14 protein-coding genes are annotated in these 17,524 nt (G+C 74.3%); 3 read left to right on the top strand and 11 right to left on the bottom strand.

The genetic code is table 11. The features are described from left to right. Positions 1 to 55 precede the first annotated feature (55 nt). Both NH602_RS05510 and NH602_RS05505 read left to right on the top strand, forming a co-directional pair. Positions 56 to 1,618 (top strand): mononucleotidyl cyclase, encoded by a 1,563-nt coding sequence (locus tag NH602_RS05510; RefSeq protein ID WP_179761612.1) that lies wholly within the window; start codon positions 56 to 58, stop codon positions 1,616 to 1,618. Positions 1,619 to 1,649: 31 nt separating this feature from the next. After that, a complete protein-coding gene (locus tag NH602_RS05505; RefSeq protein WP_179761613.1) occupies positions 1,650 to 3,266 on the top strand; it encodes an acyl-CoA synthetase in 1,617 nt (538 codons plus the stop codon). 14 nt (positions 3,267 to 3,280) lie between these two features. Here the strand turns inward: NH602_RS05505 and NH602_RS05500 are convergent, their stop codons facing one another. The 6 genes from NH602_RS05500 to ppc all read right to left on the bottom strand — a co-directional run bounded on the left by NH602_RS05500 (position 3,281) and on the right by ppc (position 11,009). Beyond that, positions 3,281 to 3,961 (bottom strand): SIMPL domain-containing protein, encoded by a 681-nt coding sequence (locus tag NH602_RS05500; protein ID WP_253067195.1) that lies wholly within the window; start codon positions 3,959 to 3,961, stop codon positions 3,281 to 3,283. Next, on the bottom strand, positions 3,958 to 5,961 hold the full coding sequence (locus tag NH602_RS05495; protein ID WP_253067194.1) for a prolyl oligopeptidase family protein: 2,004 nt from the start codon (positions 5,959 to 5,961) through the stop codon (positions 3,958 to 3,960). The genes NH602_RS05500 and NH602_RS05495 overlap by 4 nt, the downstream gene beginning before the upstream one ends. A 14-nt stretch (positions 5,962 to 5,975) precedes the next feature. After that, positions 5,976 to 6,734 (bottom strand): LamB/YcsF family protein, encoded by a 759-nt coding sequence (locus NH602_RS05490; protein WP_179761616.1) that lies wholly within the window; start codon positions 6,732 to 6,734, stop codon positions 5,976 to 5,978. A 375-nt stretch (positions 6,735 to 7,109) separates the two neighbouring features. Next, a complete protein-coding gene (locus tag NH602_RS05485) occupies positions 7,110 to 7,910 on the bottom strand; it encodes an rRNA methyltransferase (RefSeq protein ID WP_179761617.1) in 801 nt (266 codons plus the stop codon). 49 nt (positions 7,911 to 7,959) lie between these two features. Further along, the gene (locus NH602_RS05480; RefSeq protein ID WP_062398523.1) at positions 7,960 to 8,160 is read right to left on the bottom strand and encodes a hypothetical protein; all 201 of its coding nucleotides are present in this window, start codon (positions 8,158 to 8,160) and stop codon (positions 7,960 to 7,962) included. 80 nt (positions 8,161 to 8,240) lie between these two features. Then, on the bottom strand, positions 8,241 to 11,009 hold the full coding sequence (ppc, locus tag NH602_RS05475) for a phosphoenolpyruvate carboxylase (protein WP_083658824.1): 2,769 nt from the start codon (positions 11,007 to 11,009) through the stop codon (positions 8,241 to 8,243). A 207-nt stretch (positions 11,010 to 11,216) separates the two neighbouring features. Between ppc and NH602_RS05470 the strand changes: the two genes are divergently transcribed. Then, a complete protein-coding gene (locus tag NH602_RS05470) occupies positions 11,217 to 13,235 on the top strand; it encodes a beta-galactosidase (RefSeq protein ID WP_253067193.1) in 2,019 nt (672 codons plus the stop codon). Between the two features lie 148 nt (positions 13,236 to 13,383). Here NH602_RS05470 and NH602_RS05465 read toward each other — a convergent pair whose 3' ends face one another. Genes NH602_RS05465 through NH602_RS05445 form a run of 5 tightly spaced genes read right to left on the bottom strand, consistent with a single transcriptional unit; the run spans position 13,384 to position 17,381 of the window. Continuing rightward, the gene (locus NH602_RS05465) at positions 13,384 to 13,662 is read right to left on the bottom strand and encodes an HPr family phosphocarrier protein (protein ID WP_062398519.1); all 279 of its coding nucleotides are present in this window, start codon (positions 13,660 to 13,662) and stop codon (positions 13,384 to 13,386) included. A gap of 26 nt (positions 13,663 to 13,688) precedes the next feature. Continuing rightward, on the bottom strand, positions 13,689 to 15,203 hold the full coding sequence (locus tag NH602_RS05460; protein ID WP_179761619.1) for a PTS fructose transporter subunit IIC: 1,515 nt from the start codon (positions 15,201 to 15,203) through the stop codon (positions 13,689 to 13,691). Next, positions 15,200 to 15,649 carry a PTS sugar transporter subunit IIA gene (locus NH602_RS05455; protein WP_062398515.1) on the bottom strand — a complete coding sequence of 150 codons (450 nt, stop codon included), beginning with the start codon at positions 15,647 to 15,649 and terminating at the stop codon, positions 15,200 to 15,202. The genes NH602_RS05460 and NH602_RS05455 overlap by 4 nt, the downstream gene beginning before the upstream one ends. After that, on the bottom strand, positions 15,646 to 16,593 hold the full coding sequence (gene pfkB, locus NH602_RS05450; protein ID WP_253067207.1) for a 1-phosphofructokinase: 948 nt from the start codon (positions 16,591 to 16,593) through the stop codon (positions 15,646 to 15,648). Before pfkB ends, NH602_RS05455 begins: the two co-directional genes overlap by 4 nt. 26 nt (positions 16,594 to 16,619) lie before the next feature. After that, positions 16,620 to 17,381 (bottom strand): DeoR/GlpR family DNA-binding transcription regulator, encoded by a 762-nt coding sequence (locus NH602_RS05445; RefSeq protein WP_179761620.1) that lies wholly within the window; start codon positions 17,379 to 17,381, stop codon positions 16,620 to 16,622. Positions 17,382 to 17,524: the final 143 nt, after the last annotated feature.

The following is a 17,524-nucleotide window of genomic DNA, read 5'->3' as shown; positions in this document are numbered from 1 at the left end:
CACCGGTCCCGATCTCCGGCGGCCCGGCTCACTCGATCGGCCTAGACTCCGGCCCATGGATGCGCAGCGACCCGCGACGCGGCCGGGCCGTCAGGTCGTCGGGCTGCCGGTACGGGCCCTGCTCGCCCTCGTCGTGGCGTCGGCGAACGTCATCGGCGCGGCCGTGGTGCTGGTCATCGCGGCCTTCGTGCTGCCGCGTGAGCAGCTGCTCGACGCCGTCGAGATCCGTCTGGTCAACCTCGTCGTGCTCGGGATCTACCTGCTCGTCGCCGTCCCGGTCGGGATCTGGTTCGGCCGCCGGAAGCTGACCCTGCGCCGCTCCTCGCGGGATCCGCAGGCCGACGAGCGAGCGCTGGTCCTGCGGGCGCCCGCCCGCATCTCGTCGATGGTCGCGCTGCTGTGGATGGTGGCCGCGGTCCTGTTCTGCTTCCTGAACCTGCGCTACTCCGGCCGGCTGGGCTTCTCGGTCACCGCCACCGTGCTGATCGGCGGCGTGACCACGTCGTCGCTGTCCTACCTGCTGGTCGAGCGGATGCTGCGCCGTGCCGCGGCCCGGGTGCTGTCCGGACGGCCGCCGAAGCGGCGTCGCCTGGTCACCGGGGTCATGCTGCGCTCGGTCGGGTTCTGGGCGCTCGGCACCGCGGTCCCGATCTCCGGGATCATGCTGGCCGGGCTCGTCGCGCTGGTGTTCGGCGACTCCTCACCCACCCAGCTCGCGGTCACCATGCTCGCGCTGGGCGGCACGGCGATCGGGGTCGGGCTGATCACGACGCTCGGGGCCGCCCGCGCCATCGCCGACCCCGTGCTGGCCGTGCGCCGCGCGCTGGCCCGGGTGCAGGACGGTGATCTCGACGTGAGCCTGCCCGTCTACGACAACACCGAGCTCGGCCAGCTCCAGGCCGGGACGAACAGCATGGTCGAGGGACTGCGCGAGCGGGAGCGGATCCGCGACCTGTTCGGCCGCCACGTCGGTCGCGACGTCGCCGAGGCCGCCTCGGCGCGCGGCGACGGCATCCGGCTCGGCGGCGAGGTGCGCCCGGTCGCCGTGCTGTTCGTCGACCTCGTCGGTTCGACGACGATGGCCGCCCGCCGCCCGCCCGAGGAGGTCGTGGCGGTGCTGAACCGCTTCTTCGGGGTGGTCGTCGAGTGCGTCGAGCAGGCCGGCGGGTGGATCAACAAGTTCGAGGGCGACGCCGCGCTCGCGGTCTTCGGTGCCCCGCTCGACCTCGACGACGCCCCCGGCGCCGCGCTGAGCGCCGCCCGCTGCCTGGGCGCCCGCCTGGCCCAGGAGATGCCCGAGGCCGAGGCCGGGATCGGCGTGTCCGCGGGCGACGCCGTGGCCGGCAACATCGGGGATCCGCGCCGCTACGAGTACACCGTGATCGGCGACCCGGTGAACGAGGCCGCCCGGCTCACCGAGCTGGCGAAGTCCGTGCCGGGGATGGTCGTCGCGTCCGCGCGGGCCGTCGACGCCGCCGGTGCGGAGGCCGCGCGGTGGCGGGCCGGGGAGTCGGTGACGCTGCGCGGACGGGACGAGCCGACCGGCGTCTGCGTACCGGCCGAGCACGCCCAGGACACCGCCGCGCCCGTCGGATCCGGGGGGAACAGTCGTACGTGACTGTGGGGGTGTCCTCGGGCAGGATGCCGCCATGGGCAACGGCGCTACCGGGTTCAGTGAGCAGACCGCCGCGGCGATCCAGCGGGCGCGACGGCACTCGCTCGGGGACCTCCTGCACCGCACGGCCGTCCGGTATCCGGGCAAGACCGCGGTCGTCGACGGCGACACCCGCTGGACGTTCGCCGAGTTCGACGCGGCGGTGAACCGGTGCGCCGCCGCCCTGGCGGAGCAGGGGCTGGCCAAGGGCGACCGGCTCGCGCTGCTCTCGCACAACTGCCGCCAGTTCGCGGTGCTCGTCTACGCCACCGCGCGGCTCGGCGTCGTGCTCGTGCCGATCAACTTCATGCTGAACGCCGAGGAGATCGCGTTCATCCTCGACCACTCCGGGGCGACGGCGTTCGTCGTCGAGGACGCCCTGGCCGCGACCGGGGAGAAGGCGCTCGCGCAGTCGTCGGCGCCGGCGTCGGTCCGGGCCCGGATCGGGTCGTCCTCGCAGGCGCCGGCCGGGGACTGGGCCGACCTGGACGCCTGGATCGGCGGCGACGGCGACCCCGGCGAGCCCGACGTGCACATCGCCGACGACGACCCGCTGCGTCTCATGTACACCTCCGGCACCGAGTCACGGCCCAAGGGCGTCATGCTGCCGAGCCGGTCGCTGATCAGCCAATACGTGTCGTGCGTCGTCGACGGGGGCATGGAGCACGACGACGTCGAGCTGCACTCGCTGCCGCTCTACCACTGCGCGCAGCTGGACTGCTTCCTGTCCGTCGACGTCTACCTGGGCGCCACCAGCATCATCCTCCCGTCGCCGGACCCGGCCCGGCTGCTGGAGACCATCGAGCGGGAGAGGGTCACCAAGCTCTTCTGCCCGCCGACGGTGTGGATCTCGCTGCTGCGCCACCCCGACTTCGACACCCGGGACCTGTCGAGCCTGCGCAAGGGCTACTACGGCGCCGCGGCCATGCCGGTCGAGGTGCTGCAGGAGCTGTCCCGGCGACTGCCGGAGGTGCGGCTGTGGAACTTCTACGGCCAGACCGAGACCTCGCCGCTGGCGACCCTGCTGGGTCCGGACGAGCAGCTCAGCCACGCCGGGTCGGCCGGGCGGGCGTCGCTGAACGTCGAGACCCGGGTCGTCGACGACGCCGGGAACGAGGTCCCGCCGGGTGAGGTCGGCGAGATCGTGCACCGCAGCCCGCACGTGACGCTGGGGTACTACGAGAACGAGGAGAAGACCGCCGAGGCGTTCGCCGGGGGCTGGTTCCACTCCGGCGACCTGGGCGTGATGACGGCCGACGGGTACCTGTCCGTCGTCGACCGCAAGAAGGACATGATCAAGACCGGTGGGGAGAACGTGGCCTCCCGCGAGGTGGAGGAGGCGCTCTACCTGCTCGACGGCGTCGCCGAGGTCGCCGTGTTCGGCGTCAGCCACCCGCACTGGATCGAGGCCGTCACCGCGGTCGTCGTCCCGAAGCAGGGGGTGACGCTGACCCGCGAGCAGGTCGACGCGCACGCGAAGGACAAGCTCGCCGGCTACAAGCGGCCCAAGTACGTCGTGTTCGCCGACGCCCTCCCCAAGAACCCCAGCGGCAAGATCCTCAAGCGGGAGCTGCGCACCGAGCACGGCGAGATCGCCGCCCGGGAGGGCTGAGCCCGGCCCGGGCGTCAGCAGCCCGGCCGGACCACGAACTCGGCCTCCACCTCGGCCCGGACGGTGATGTCGTCCGGGGCGAGCAGCGTCCCGAGCCCGCCGTCGGCGGACTCGGCGCCCCAGCCGCCGGTCGCGCTGACGGCCCGGGCGCTCATCGCGACCGCCCGGGTGCCGAGCATCCCGGTGTCGGCGACCGAGCGCGGGGCGACGGTGCCCAGGTCCAGGGCGTCGGCGTAGTCCTGGGCGCGTTCGACGGCCTGGCGCAGCGCGTCCTGCCGGGCCGCGCGCTCGACCCCGCGGCGGTGGTCGCGGGCCAGGTCCCAGGTGATCCCCTGGACCTGCGCACCGGTGAACCGGTCCACACCGGACAGCCACGCGCCGAGCCGGGCGACGTCGTCGAACTCCACCGACACCGACACCGACGCGTGGTGCACCGGCGGCTGCGGGCGCCCCTCGAAGGAGGGCTGCTCGACCCAGCTACGGGCCTGGTCGACGACGTAGCGCCGGACCGGCCCGGCGTCGGGGTCGTGCAGGCCGCGCACGTCGGCGACGAGCGCCGCGGTGCCGCGCTCGACCTCCGCCCGCACCGGGGCGGCCTCGGGGCCCTGCGCCTCCACGACGACGAGCGCGGTGCCGCGCTCGGCGGGCACCTGCCGCTCGTGCTCGCCCCGCACCCTGATCACGACGTCGCTCATGCCAGCTTCTCCCACAGGAATCCGTAGGCCAGTGCGGCCATCCTGGCGGCCTGCGCGTTGTCCGCGGCGCCGCCGTGCCCGCCCTCGATGTTCTCGTAGTAGGCCACCTCGTGGCCGGCGGCCTCCAGCGCGGCGGTGAACTTGCGGGCGTGGCCGGGGTGCACCCGGTCGTCGCGGGTGGAGGTCAGCAGGATCGTCGGCGGGTAGTCGGCCGTGTCGTCGATCAGGTGGTACGGCGAGAACGTCCGGATGAACTCCCAGTCGTCGGTGTCCGGGTCGCCGTACTCGGCCATCCAGGAGGCACCGGCGAGCAGGTGGCTGTAGCGCTTCATGTCCAGCAGCGGCACCTGGATGACCACCGCGCCGAACAGCTCCGGGTAGCGGACCAGCATGTTCCCGGCCATCAGGCCGCCGTTGCTGCCGCCCTGCACGGCGAGGTGCGCGCGCGAGGTGACGCCGCGGTCGATCAGGTCCCGGGCGACGGCGGCCATGTCCTCGTAGGCCCGCGGCCGCTTCTCGCGCAGCGCCGCCCGGTGCCAGCGCGGCCCGTACTCGCCGCCGCCGCGCAGGTTCGCGACCGCGTACACCCCGCCGCGCTCCAGCCAGGACCGGCCCGTGCCACCGGAGTAGCCGGGGGTCATGGGGATCTCGAAGCCGCCGTAGCCGTAGAGCAGGGTGGGGGCGGAGCCGTCGAAGGGCAGGTCGTCGCGCCGGACCAGGAAGTACGGGACCCGGGTGCCGTCGTCGCTGGTCACGAAGTGCTGCTCGATGACGTGGCGGGACGCGTCGAAGAACGCGGGCGCGCTGCGCAGCGGACGGGGCTGTTCGCCGACCGTCGCGATCGACAGCGTCGACGGGGTCAGGTAGTCGGTGACGATCAGCCAGACGTCGTCGCTCTCGTCGGCGTCGACCGCGGCGACGGTGACGCTGCCGAACTCCGGTGCCCCGGTGAACGGCGCGCGGGTCCAGCCCTGCTCGCCCGGGGTGAGCACGACGAGCCGGTCGACGACGTGTTCCAGCACGTCGAGCACGAGGTGGTGGCGGGTCCAGGCGTACCCGGCGAGCGAGGAGGAGTCGGTGGGCTCGAACAGCACCTCCCACGAGGGGGTGCCGGCCAGGACGTCGTCGAAACGGGCGGCGAGCAGGGAGCCCGCGGTGAACGAGCCCCAGTCCTCGCGCAGCTCGACGGTGCACCACTCGCGGTGCACGTCGGTCATCGCGGAGTCCGGGACGTCGATCTTGGTCAGGGTCCCGTCCGCGCCGATCAGGTGGAGCTCGTCGGCGTAGAAGGCCAGCGCCCGGCGCAGGAAGTCCCGCTCGAAGCCGGGGGTGTGGTCACGGAACGCCGAGATGCTGAGGTCGGTCTCCTCACCGGCGTAGACCAGCTCGGCGGACTCCAGGGCCTCGCCGCGGCGCAGCCGCCGCACCGTGCGCGGATAGCCCGAGGTCGTCATGGTGCCCGGACCGAGGTCGGTCGACAGGTAGACGGTGTCGCGGTCGATCCAGCTCATCCCGCCCTTCGCCTCGGGCCGGGCGAACCCGCCGTCGACGAAGCTGCGGGTCGGGAGGTCGAACTCGCGTGTGACGTCGGCGTCGGCGCCACCGCGGGACAGGTCGACCAGCGCGCGGTCGAGGTCCGGGCGCAGGAACCGGGCACCGTGCCAGACCCAGTTCTCGCCCTCGGCCGCGTTGAGCGCGTCGACGTCGAGCAGCACCTCCCACTCGGTGTCGGCGTTCCGGTAGGACTCCGGGGTGGTGCGCCGCCACAGGCCGCGCGGGTGCTGCTCGTCGGTCCAGAAGTTGTAGTAGTGCCCGCCGCGGGCGGTGACGAACGGGATCCGGTCGCGGGAGTCGAGGACCTCGCGGATCCCCGACTCCAGCTCGGCGAACAGCGGGGTGCCGGTCAGCCGCGCCTCGGTGCGGGCGATGCGCTGCGACACCCATTCCAGGGCCTCGGTGCCGGTGACGTCCTCGAGCCAGGCGTGCGGGTCGTTCGTCATGACCCGATCATCGCTCACACGAACGGTGTGACGGTGATCCCGGCCCGGGCGAGCTCGTCACGGACCCGTCGGGCGGTCGCGACGGCGCCGGAGGAGTCGCCGTGCAGGCAGGCGGACTCGGCACGGACCGCGACGTCGCTGCCGTCGACCGCGCGCACCGTCCCCGTCCCGACCATGCGGACGAGCCGCTCGGCCGCCTCCGCGGGGTCGTCGAGCAGCGCACCCGGTTCGCCGCGCGGCACGAGGCCGCCCGCACCGGTGTAGCCGCGGTCGACGAAGAACTCGCCCACCGCGCGCAGCCCGGCCCGCTCGGCCTCCGCGAGCAGCTCGGACCCGGGCAGCCCGAGCACCGGCAGCGACGGGTCGTACGCCCGCACCGCCCGGACCACCGCGCGCGCCTGCGCGGTGTGCGTCCGTGTGGCGTTGTAGAGCGCGCCGTGCGGCTTGACGTAGCGGACCCGGGTACCCGCGGCCCGGCACAGGGCCTCGAGGCCGCCGATCTGGTAGAGCACGTCGTCGGTCAGCGCGTCGGGCTCGATGTCGAGGAACCGGCGCCCGAACCCGCGCAGGTCCGGGTACGACACCTGCGCCCCGACGACGACCTCCGCCCCGGCCGCCCCGGTGGTCGTGACCCGCAGCGTCGAGGGGTCCCCGGCGTGGAACCCGCACGCGACGTTCGCCGAGGTGACGAGCCCGAGCATCGCCTCGTCGTCGCCGAGGGTCCACCGGCCCCAGGACTCACCGAGGTCGGCGTTCAGGTCGATCGTGCTCACGGGCGTGTCCTCGGTGTCTGCGTCGGCGTCGGTGTCCGTGTCGGTCCGGGACCCAGTGTGACCGGTATCGGCTCGCCCGGAGATCGGAGCTCATGGGCCCCGCCCGCCCCGGGGGCACGGCAGGGTGCTGGTTCTCCGGATTCGCTTACCCGGTAAGCGAATCCGGAGAAGAGGGGTGCCCGTGCACCCGGTCCCCTGCCGGCGCGGAGGCGCGTCGTCGCCCCGCCGGCATGCCCCTGTTCTGCGGGAGAGAGTTCCTCCCGTGAAGGGTTCTGCGGGGAGCGGGCCTCCCCGGAACCGAGAGGCCGGGCCGAGGCACCGGCGGGGATCGATCGACCCTGCCCCGGCGCGAGGGTGGCGAGCAGCCCTGCCCCGTCAGCCCTCGTGCAGTGCGCCCGCCCGCACCAGGACGGCGGCCCGGTGCCCCACGCGGACCCGCTCGAGGGGCCGGGCCCCGCCCGGCAGCGGCACCGTCCGCCCACGCCCGACGGCCACGACCACGGCGTCCGGGCGGAGCGCGGTCGCGACCGCGCGCAGGAACTCGACCCCGGGGTCCTGGTCGTCGGCGGCGGCGCGGACGGGCCCGGCGTCGGGGGCCGGGGTGCCGGCCGCGCCGCCGGGCCGGGTGGGGGAGGCGGCCCATGTCGTCCGGTGCCCGTGCGGCAGATCGGCCAGGACCAGGTCCGGGCCGGTCCCGTACGGACCCGCCCCGGCCAGAGCGTTACGCACGGCGGCGGTGTCGCGGGCGTCGGCGAGGGTGACGGACCAGGCCGGGGTACTCGCCGGGGCCAGGGCCCGGGCGGCGGTCGCGGCGTCGGCGTAGGACGGCTTGTCGTGCCGGGCCGCGAGGGCCTCGAGGTCCGCGGCGCGGGCGGTGAGGCCGCCCGGGTCGAGCAGGGCGAGGTTGCGCCGGGCCAGGTCGAGCGGCTCGGGGTCGGCGTCGGTGCCCACCAACCGCGCGAGGCCGGGGACGAGCAGGCCCAGCACGGCGAGCGTCCCCCCGGCGCCGCAGCACGGGTCCCACACGGTGAGCGGGACGTCGGCGGGCAGGTGGACGCGGGCGCGGCCGGCGAGCTCGACGGTCAGTCGTACCGGGAGGGTCGGGCGGCCCGGCGCCGACGCCAGCACCGCGTCGAGCGCCGCGTGGTTCGCGGCCGGGGCGTGGCGGTACTGCACCCGGGCAGTCCAGCAGCCCGCGGCCGCACCGGTTCCGGCGGGTGGCCGGTCAGCGGGTGCGGCGGTGCAGCCAGAACGCCACACCGCCGACCAGCAGCGCGACGACCACCAGCGCGCCGACGATCTGCGGGCCCGCGGTCCCGGCCAGGTAGCTGAGCGGGAGCCCGGCCAGCGCGATGATCAGCACCCAGGCGACCACCCGGCGGGTCGCGGGGCCCTCCGGGCCGGGTGTGTTCCGATCGTGCTCCATGTCCGGAACGTACCGGTCGGGCGCCGCGGCGGTGCCGCCCCGGGTCCGGTCCCGCGTCCGGCCCGGCCCGGTACCGGGGCTCAGCCGGTGTTCTTCATCCCGGCTGCGATCCCGTTGATCGTCAGCAGCAGGGCGCGCTCCAGGTCGGGATCCGGGTCGTCGCCCGCGGCCCGGCGCTGGGCGAGCAGCTCGACCTGCAGGTGGTGCAGCGGCTCGAGGTAGGTGTCGCGCACCGACAGCGTGCCCCGCAGCACCGGGTGCCGGGCGAGCAGCTGGTCCTCCCCGGTCACCGCGAGCAGCTCGCGGCGGGTCAGTTCGTGCTCGGCCCGGATCTGCGCGAACAGCCCCTGCTGCTCCGGCTCCACCAGGGTCGCGACGTAGTTCGACGCGATCCGCAGGTCGGTCTTCGCCAGCGTCATCTCGACGTTGCCGATCAGGTTCCGGAAGAACGCCCACTCCCGCATCTCGGCGAGCTCGTCGGCGTAGCCGGCCTCGCGGGCGGCCTTCAGACCCGAGCCCAGGCCGTACCAGCCGGGCACGACCATCCGGGTCTGCGTCCAGCCGAACACCCACGGGATCGCCCGCAGGTCGTCCAGCGTCGGCTCGCCCTGTCCCGGCCGCTTCGACGGCCGCGACCCCACGTTGAGCCGCCCCAGCTCCTCCACCGGTGTCGCCGCGGTGAAGAACAGCGGCAGGCCCGGGTCGTCGACGAGCGTCCGGTAGGTCGCGGTGGCCGCCTCGGAGACGCAGTCCATGACCTCGTCCCACCGCTTCAGGGTCTCGGCCGGCCAGCGCGACGCCTGGTGCAGCAGCGACGCGTCCAGCATCGACGCCAGCAGGATCTCCAGGTTGTCGTGCGCCAGGCTGGGCAGCGAGTACTTGTCGGAGATGACCTCGCCCTGCTCGGTGAGCTTCATCGTGGCGTCGACCGACCCGAACGGCGCCGACGCGATGGCCTCACCGGCCGGACCGCCACCGCGCCCGACCGACCCGCCGCGGCCGTGGAACAGCCGCAGCCGCACCCCGTGCTCGGCGGCCACGTCGCGCAGCTGGCGCTGCGCCCGGTGGATCTGCCACTGCGACGCGGTGATCCCTGCGCCCTTGTTGGAGTCGGAGTACCCCAGCATGATCTCCTGCAGGTCACCGCGGTTGCGGACCTGCTGGCGGTACCCCGGGTCCGACAACAGCCCCTCCAGCAGCTCCCCGGCCCGGGACAGCTCCTCCACGGTCTCGAACAGCGGCACGAGGTCGATCGAAGAACGCGGGTCGTCGCCGATCTCGACCATGTACGCCTCGCGGGCCAGCACGGCGACGGCGAGCAGGTCGTCGACGTCGCGGGCCATCGAGACGATGTAGGTCCGCACGACCTCGTCGCCGAACTCGTGCTGCAGCGCGTGCACCGTGTCGAACAGGTCCAGCACCGGCGCGGCGGCCTCGGGCACGCCGTAGTGGCGGCGGAACAGCGGCCGCTTGCTGCGCAGCTCCGCCGAGAGCAGCTCCCGGCGCTCGTCGCGGGTCAGCTCGGCGTAGGGCTTCTCCAGCTCGCCGAGCCCGTCGAACACCGCGCCGAGCGCGTCGTGGTGCTTCTGCGAGTGCTCGCGCACGTCCATCTCGACCAGGTGCAGGCCCAGCGCGCGGGCCGAGCGGATCGCCCGGGCCAGGGTGCCGCCGGCGATCCGGGCGCCGTGGTGGCCGCGCAGCGACCGGTCGACGACCAGCAGGTCCTCCAGGTAGCCGGCCGACCCCAGGTAGTCGACGCCCGGCTCGTGCGCGGCGCCGGCCGCGATCCGCCGGCGGGTGTTCTCCAGCCGGGCCGCGACGTAGGACAGCTTGAGCCGGTACGGCTCGTGCGCGTTGAGCCGGATGTAGCGGTCGTGCACCGCGGGCAGTGCGCGGCGGTCCCGGGCCAGTGAGCCGCGCAGCTCCTCCGACACCCCCATCACCCGCGTCGACACCGACAGCTCGAAGACCAGCTTCTCCACCAGCGCGGTGTGGATCCGGATCGCCCGGTCGGCGTTCAGCTCCAGCACCTCGCGGGTCACCGCGGGGGTGACGTTGGGGTTGCCGTCGCGGTCGCCGCCGACCCACGACCCCAGTACGAGCGGACGCGCGTCGTCGGGGATCTCCAGCCCTGCCTCGGCGGCCTCGCGGGCGAACTCGCCCAACAGGTCGGGGACGGTCCGCTCGCCGAGCCGGGCCGCGAACCAGGCGACGTTGCGGGCCTCGTCGATCACCATCGGCTTGCCGGGGCGGATGTCGTCGGTCTGCCAGAGCAGGTCGACCAGCGCGGCGAGCTCCTCGTCGGGCGCCCGGTCGTCGAGGGCGTCGACGATCCGGCGCAGGATGCCCAGCACCGACTGCCGGGTCGACTCGGTCGGGTGCGCGGTGAACACCGGGCGCAGCTCGGCCCGGGCCAGTACGTCGGCGACCTCGTCCGGGTCGGCCTCGGTGGCCAGGCGGCGCAGCACCGTCCGCAGCGGTCGCGCATCGACCGGTCGTAGTTCCCGCAGCTCACGGGACCGGTGCAGCTGCTCGGCGACGTTGGCCAGCTGGAAGTACTGGGAGAACGCCCGCGCCAGCAGTACCGCGGTGCCGGTGTCGATCCCGTCGAGCAGGGCCGCGACGACGTCCGGCCCGGCCTCGCCGCGCGCCGAGTCCCGGGCCGCCCGGCGCACCTGCTCGACCAGCTCCAGGACCTCGGGACCGGACTCGTCGGACAGCGTCCGCCCGAGCATCGTCGACAACCGCCGGATGTCGGCGCGCAGCGCCTTCTGCTCGCTCTCGCTGACGACGCCCGAGTGCGCGGTCAGCGAGTCGGGGGCGAGGGCGGTGGTCTCCGAGGGGCTCACGCAGGCTCTCCGGTTCTCCGCGCGGTGGCGCGGGTCGGGACGGGCCGCTCGCGTCGTCGGGAACGGGGTTCGGGCAGCGGCATCGTCCCCCGCCGGCGCGGGGCGGGGCCATCGCTGGCGCCGCCCGTAACCCCGGGGAAACCTGATCCGCACGAACTCGGACACATCCGCACGACATCGCACATCATCGCGGGCCACACTGGGCGCATGACCCGCTGGTTGCGTCGCACCCCTGGTGCCTCCCGTCCCCGCATCGAGTTCGGGGCCGACTACAACCCCGAGCAGTGGCCGCGCGCGGTGTGGGAGTCCGACGTCGCGCTCATGCGCGAGGCAGGCGTGACGGTCGCGACCGTGGGCGTCTTCTCCTGGGCGCTGCTCCAGCCCGCGCCGGACCGCTGGGACCTCGGGTGGCTCGACGACGTGCTGGACCTGCTGCACGCGGGCGGGATCGCCGTCGACCTCGCGACGGGCACGGCGTCACCCCCGCCGTGGCTGCATCACCGGCACCCGGAGATCCTCGCCGTCGACGCCGACGGCCGGACCCTGGCGCCGGGCGGGCGCCAGCACCACCGCCCGACCTCCCCGGTGTTCCGCCGCCACGCCCTCGCTCTGGTCGAGCGGCTCGCCCGCCGCTACGGCGACCACCCCGCGCTCGCCGCCTGGCACGTGTCCAACGAGCTGGGCTGCCACGACGTCCACGACCACTCCGACGACGCCCAGGTCGCGTTCCGGGCCTGGCTGCAGCGCCGCTACGGCGACCTCGACCGGCTCAACCACGCCTGGGGCACCGCGTTCTGGTCCCAGCACTACGGCGACTGGGACGAGATCGGCACCCCGCGCCGCACCGGCCCGGGCACCCACCCGAACCCGACCCAGCAGCTCGACTTCGCCCGCTTCTCCTCCGACGCCCTGCTCGACCACCTGCGCGCGGAGCGGGACCTGCTGCGCGCACTCACCCCGGACGTGCCCGTGACCACCAACTTCATGGTGATGGGCGAGACCAGCGGCATGGACTACGCGACCTGGGCGCCCGAGGTCGACATCGTCGCCAACGACCACTACGTGTTCCCCGGTCCGGACGCCCGCGACGAGCTGTCGTTCTCGGCCAACCTCACCGGCAACCTCGCCTGCGGGCACCCGTGGTGGCTGATGGAGCACTCGACGTCGGCGGTGAACTGGCAGCCGGTCAACCGCGCCAAGCGCCCCGGGGAGCTCGCCCGCGACGCGCTCACCCACCTCGCGCACGGCGCCGACGCGCTCTGCTTCTTCCAGTGGCGCCAGTCCGCGGCGGGCGCGGAGAAGTTCCACTCGGCGATGGTGCCGCACGCCGGTCCGGCCTCGGCGCTGTTCCGCGACGTCACCGCGCTCGGGGCGACACTGCGCGACCTGGCCCCGGTCGCCGGGGCGCGGCGGGTCCCCGCGCCGGCCGCGGTGCTGTGGGACTGGCCGTCGTGGTGGGCGGCCGAGCAGGCGTTCACCCCGACCACCGAGCTGCGCTACAAGGCCGAGGCACTCGGCTGGTACCGGGCGTTCCTCGACGCCGGGGTGCGGGCCGACGTCACGTCCGCCGACGCGGACCTGTCCGGCTACGGGCTGGTCGTCGCCCCGGTGCTGCACGTGGTCGGCCCGGACCGGGCGGCCGCGCTGACCGCCTACGTCGGGGCCGGTGGGCACCTGGTCACCACCTACTTCTCCGGCACCGTCGACGACGACGCGCACGCTGTTCTCGGCGGCTACCCGGGCGCGCTGCGCGACCTGCTGGGCATCCGGGTCGAGGAGTTCGCGCCGCTCGACCCGGGCGCCGTCGTCGAGCTCGACGACGGTTCCACCGGTGACCTGTGGAGCGAGGCCGTGCAGGTGGTGGACCTGTCCGTGGAGGTGCTCGCCCGCTGGACCGGCGGCGGTACCGACCCGGGCGCGGGGGACCTCGCCGGGCTGCCCGCGGTGACCCGCCGCCCGGTCGGGGACGGGTCGGCGACCTACGTCCCGACCCGCCTCGCCGACCGCGCCCCGCTGCTGCGACGTCTGCTGGCCGCCGCCGGGATCGCCCCCGAGCTGCCCGGCGAGCTGGTGGGCCGGGTGGAGCTGGTCCGCCGCGACGGCTTCCGGTTCGTCGTCAACCGGACCGACGCCCCCGTCGACCTGGGGCCCCTCGGCGCGGCGGAGGTGCTCGCCGGCCCGGCAGGCACCCTGCCCCCGCGCGGGGTGGCCGTCCTGCGGGACTGAGCTGCGGGATCGAGCCGCACGTCTCCGCCCCCGGGAGGGCGGAAACGTGCATCTCGGCAGCGGCGGCAGGATCGGGGTGCGGACGGCCGGACGCCCCGCCGCACGGGAGGCGCGGCGGGGCGTCGGGGTCGTACCGGGTGACGTGGGGTCAGCTCGCGTCGAGGTCCTGCTCCAGCAGCTCGGCCAGGGCCGCGACGGCGGCCTCGCCCTGCTCGTCGTCGGAGGAGGTCAGCACGACCTCCTCGCCGGACTTCACTCCCAGGCCCATCACCGACAGGATCGAGGCGGCGTCGACCGGGCCACGCTCGCCGTCGGCGGTCCCGATCCTCACCTTGACCCCCTGCTCCTTGGCGGCGGTCACGAACAGGTTGGCGGGGCGGGCGTGCAGCCCGACCGACGAACCGACCTTCACACGGCGCTCGGCCATGGTGGGTGCTCCTTCTCTCGGGTGGGTCAGCCCGCGACCGGCGCGGCGGCCGGGGCGGTGGCGGTCTGCTCGGCGGCGGCCGGAGCCGGGGTGCGGCGGGCCGACTTCAGGCCGACGACCAGGGCGGCGGAGACCAGGGTGCCCGCGATGATCGCCAGCAGGTAGGCGAACGGGTTGCCGATCAGCGGGACCACGAAGATGCCGCCGTGCGGGGCCCGCAGGGTCGCGCCGAAGGCCATCGACAGCGAACCGGCGACCGCGGAGCCCGCCATCAGCGACGGGATGACCCGCAGCGGGTCGGCCGCGGCGAACGGGATCGCGCCCTCGGTGATGAAGGAGGCGCCCAGCAGCCAGGCGGCCCGGCCGTTCTCCTGCTCGACCTTGGTGAACAGGTTCTTGCGGACGGCGGTGGCCAGGGCCAGGGCCAGCGGCGGCGTCATGCCCGCGGCCATCACCGCGGCCATGATCATCAGCGCGGTCTCGGAGCCGGTGGACAGCCCGGCGACGGCGAAGGCGTAGGCGGCCTTGTTGACCGGGCCGCCCATGTCGAAGGCCATCATCAGGCCGAGCAGCGCGCCGAGCAGGATCGCGTTGGTGCCGGACAGGCCGTTGAGCCAGTTGGTCAGGCCGGTCGTGGCCGCCGCGAGCGGCGTGCCGACGACCAGGAACATGATCGCGCCGACGACCGCGGTGCCGATCAGCGGCAGCACCAGCACCGGCATGATCCCGGCCAGGGCGCGGGGCGGCTGCCACAACTTGAGGCCGTAGACGACCGCACCGGCGAGCAGACCGGCGACCAGGCCGCCGAGGAACCCCGCCTGGGTCTGGACGGCGATCATGCCGCCGACGAAGCCGGGCACCAGGGCCGGGCGGTCGGCGATGGCGTAGGCGATGAAGCCGGCCAGGACCGGGACCAGGAAGCCGAACGCCAGGCCACCGACCTGGAAGAACAGCGCGGCCCAGGACGCCACGGCACCCGGGTCGAACGCGACCGAGGCGACGCCGTCGTCACCGAAGGAGACGACGTCGGGCGCCTCGGTGATCTGGTAGCCGCCGAGCGCGAAGCCCAGCGCGATCAGCAGACCGCCGGCGGCGACGAACGGGATGACGTAGGAGACGCCGGTCATCAGCCAGCCGCGCAGGCGCGACCCGAAGCCGGAGCCGAAGTTCTTGGTGTCCATCTCCGCGCCGTCGCGCTGGGCCGGGACCGCCGCGGCGGCCGCGCCCTTCGGCTGGGCGGTGGCCTTGGCGACGGCCTGCTCGATCAGGCCCGGCGCGCCGCCGATGGCCTTCTTGACCGGCGAGGTCACCGTGGGCAGGTGCGCGAAGCGCTCCTTGTCCCGGACCTCGACGTCGGCGGCGAGGATGATGGCCTCGGCCTCGTCGAGCTGGGCCTGGGTGAACGGCGTCGAGCCGGCCGAGCCCTGGGTCTCGACCACGATCTCGTGGCCCGCCTCCTCGGCGGCGACCTCGAGGGCCTCGGCGGCCATGTAGGTGTGCGCGATGCCCGTGGGGCACGCGGTGACGGCGAGGAGCTTCATGCTCCCACCTCCTGCTGGATGAAGGTCGCGACGGCGGCCGGGTCGGTGGCGTTGCGGAGCTCGTTCTTGAACGAGGCACGGACCAGGCGACGGGCCAGCGCGGCGAGCACCGTCATGTGGTCGGTGTTCCCGCCCTCGGGGGCGGCGATCATGAAGATGAGGTCGGCGGGGCCGTCCTCGGCGCCGAAGTCGACACCCGACGGCGCCCGGCCGAAGGCCAGGGTCGGCTCGGTGACGGCCGCGGAGCGGCAGTGCGGGATGCCGATGCCGCCCTCCAGGCCGGTCGGCATCTGGGCCTCGCGGGCCTCGATGTCGGCGAGGAACCGGTCGAGATCGGTGACCCGGCCGGCCTTCACCAGGCGCTCGGCGAGCGCGGTGACGGCGGTCTTCCGGTCGGCCGACGGCACGTCGAGGTCGACCAGATCAGCGGTGATCAGGGCAGTCATGCGGCATCTCCGGTGAGGGCGAGGGTGACGTCCGGCGTGGGGGCCAGTTCGACGTCGTCGATTCGGATGTCGGCCGGACCCGGCGTGGCGGAACCGGGCAGTCGGCAGGCGGCGGCGCCGTAGGCCACGGCCTGCCGCAGGGCGTCGGGTCCCTCCCCACCCGCGGCCAGGAACCCGGCCAGGGTGGAGTCACCGGCGCCCACCGTGCTGAGCACGGTGATCGGAGGGGTCCGGGCGTGGTACTCGCCGGACCGGTCGACCAGCAGGGCGCCACCGGCACCCAGGCTGACCAGGACCGCGCCGATCCCGCGGGCACGCAGCTCGCGGGCGGCCAGCAGCACGTCGCCGAGGCTGCCCAGGGGGCGCCCGACGAGCTCGGCCAGCTCGGCGTGGTTGGGCTTCACGAGGTCGGGGGCCGCCGCGACGGCGTGGTGCAGCGGCGCGTCCGAGGTGTCGATCGCGACCTTCAGGCCGGGACGGCGGCAGCGCCGGGTCAGCTCGGCGTGGAAGTCGTCGCCGACCCCCGGGGGGAGTGACCCGCAGCTGATCAGCCAGGTGGCGCCGGCGCCGAGGGCGCAGGCGCGCTGGAACAACGCCTCGACCTCGTCGGCGGACAGTCGCGGGCCCGGCTCGTTGATCTTGGTGGTGACGCCGTCCGGCTCGACCAGGGTGATGTTGACCCGGGTGGCCTCGGCGACGGGGACGGCGACGGTCGTGACGTCGGTCGGCTCCAGCAGCGCCGCGAGGCGCTCACCGGGTGTGGCGCCCGACGGCATCAGGGCCACCGCCCGGTGCCCGGCCGAGGCCAGCGCACGGGCGACGTTGACGCCCTTGCCGCCGGGGTCGACCCGGACGGACCCGGCGCGGTGCACCTCGCCGCGCACCAGGTGCGGCAGCGCGATCGTCCGGTCCAGGCTCGGGTTCGGGGTGACCGTCACGAACATGGGCGGGGTCGGGAGCGTGCGGGGGGTCATGCGCGTACCACCTTCGGGCCGGCGGCCTCCAACTCGGCGGCGTCCGCCGCGTCGAGGCCGGTGTCGGTGATCAGCGTGTCGACCTCGGCCAGCGTGCCGAAGCGGACGAACTGGTCGGAGCCGAACTTGCTGGCGTCGGCGAGGACGACGGTGCGGCGGGCGGCGCGCAGCATCGCCCGCTTGGTCGCGCCCTCGCCGGTGTCCGGTGTGGTGAGGCCGCGCGCCACGGAGAAGCCGTTGGTCCCGATGAAGGCGACGTCGATCGTGAGACCGGCCAGCACCTCGGTGCCCCAGTCGTCGACGGTGGCCAGCGTCGTCCCGCGGACCCGGCCGCCGAGCAGCCGCAGGTCTACGTTCGGGCGCCCGGCCAGCGAGGACGCGATCGGCAGCGAGTTGGTGACGACGGTGACGTCGCGCTCGCGGGGCAGGGTGCTCGCGAGCCGGGAGGTCGTGGTCCCGGCGTCGAGCAGGACGGTCGCGGCGGTGCCCAGCTCGGCGAGGGCGGCCTTGGCGATCCGCTCCTTCTCCGCGCCGAACTGGCTGTCGCGCTGGCCGACCCCGGGCTCGAAGTTCAGCAGGTCCGACGGGATCGCCCCGCCGTGCACCCGCCGGACGAGGGACTGGCGCTCCAGGGCCCCGAGGTCCCGGCGGATGGTCTCGGGGGTGACATCGAGCTCCTCGGCGACAGCGGCCACGTCGACCCGGCCCCGGTCCCGGGTCCGGTCGAGCAGCCACTGCTGACGCTCCGCTGCGTACATCTTTGTTCGCTCCCGCTTCGATGCTTGCTTGTGTCTGAGTATGTGGGTTTTACTGTGTTTGTCAACGGGTCACGTCGACGTAACCCCGGGAGCCACTCATGCCGAGCACGACCGCCCTCATCGGAATCCCCGCCAGCCCCGGC

The organism is Pseudonocardia sp. McavD-2-B, assembly GCF_024124365.1.
Taxonomy (GTDB): Bacteria; Actinomycetota; Actinomycetes; order Mycobacteriales; family Pseudonocardiaceae; genus Pseudonocardia; species Pseudonocardia alni.
The sequence above is the reverse complement of the archived record's forward strand: the minus strand, read 5'-3'. Positions and strand labels throughout refer to the sequence as shown.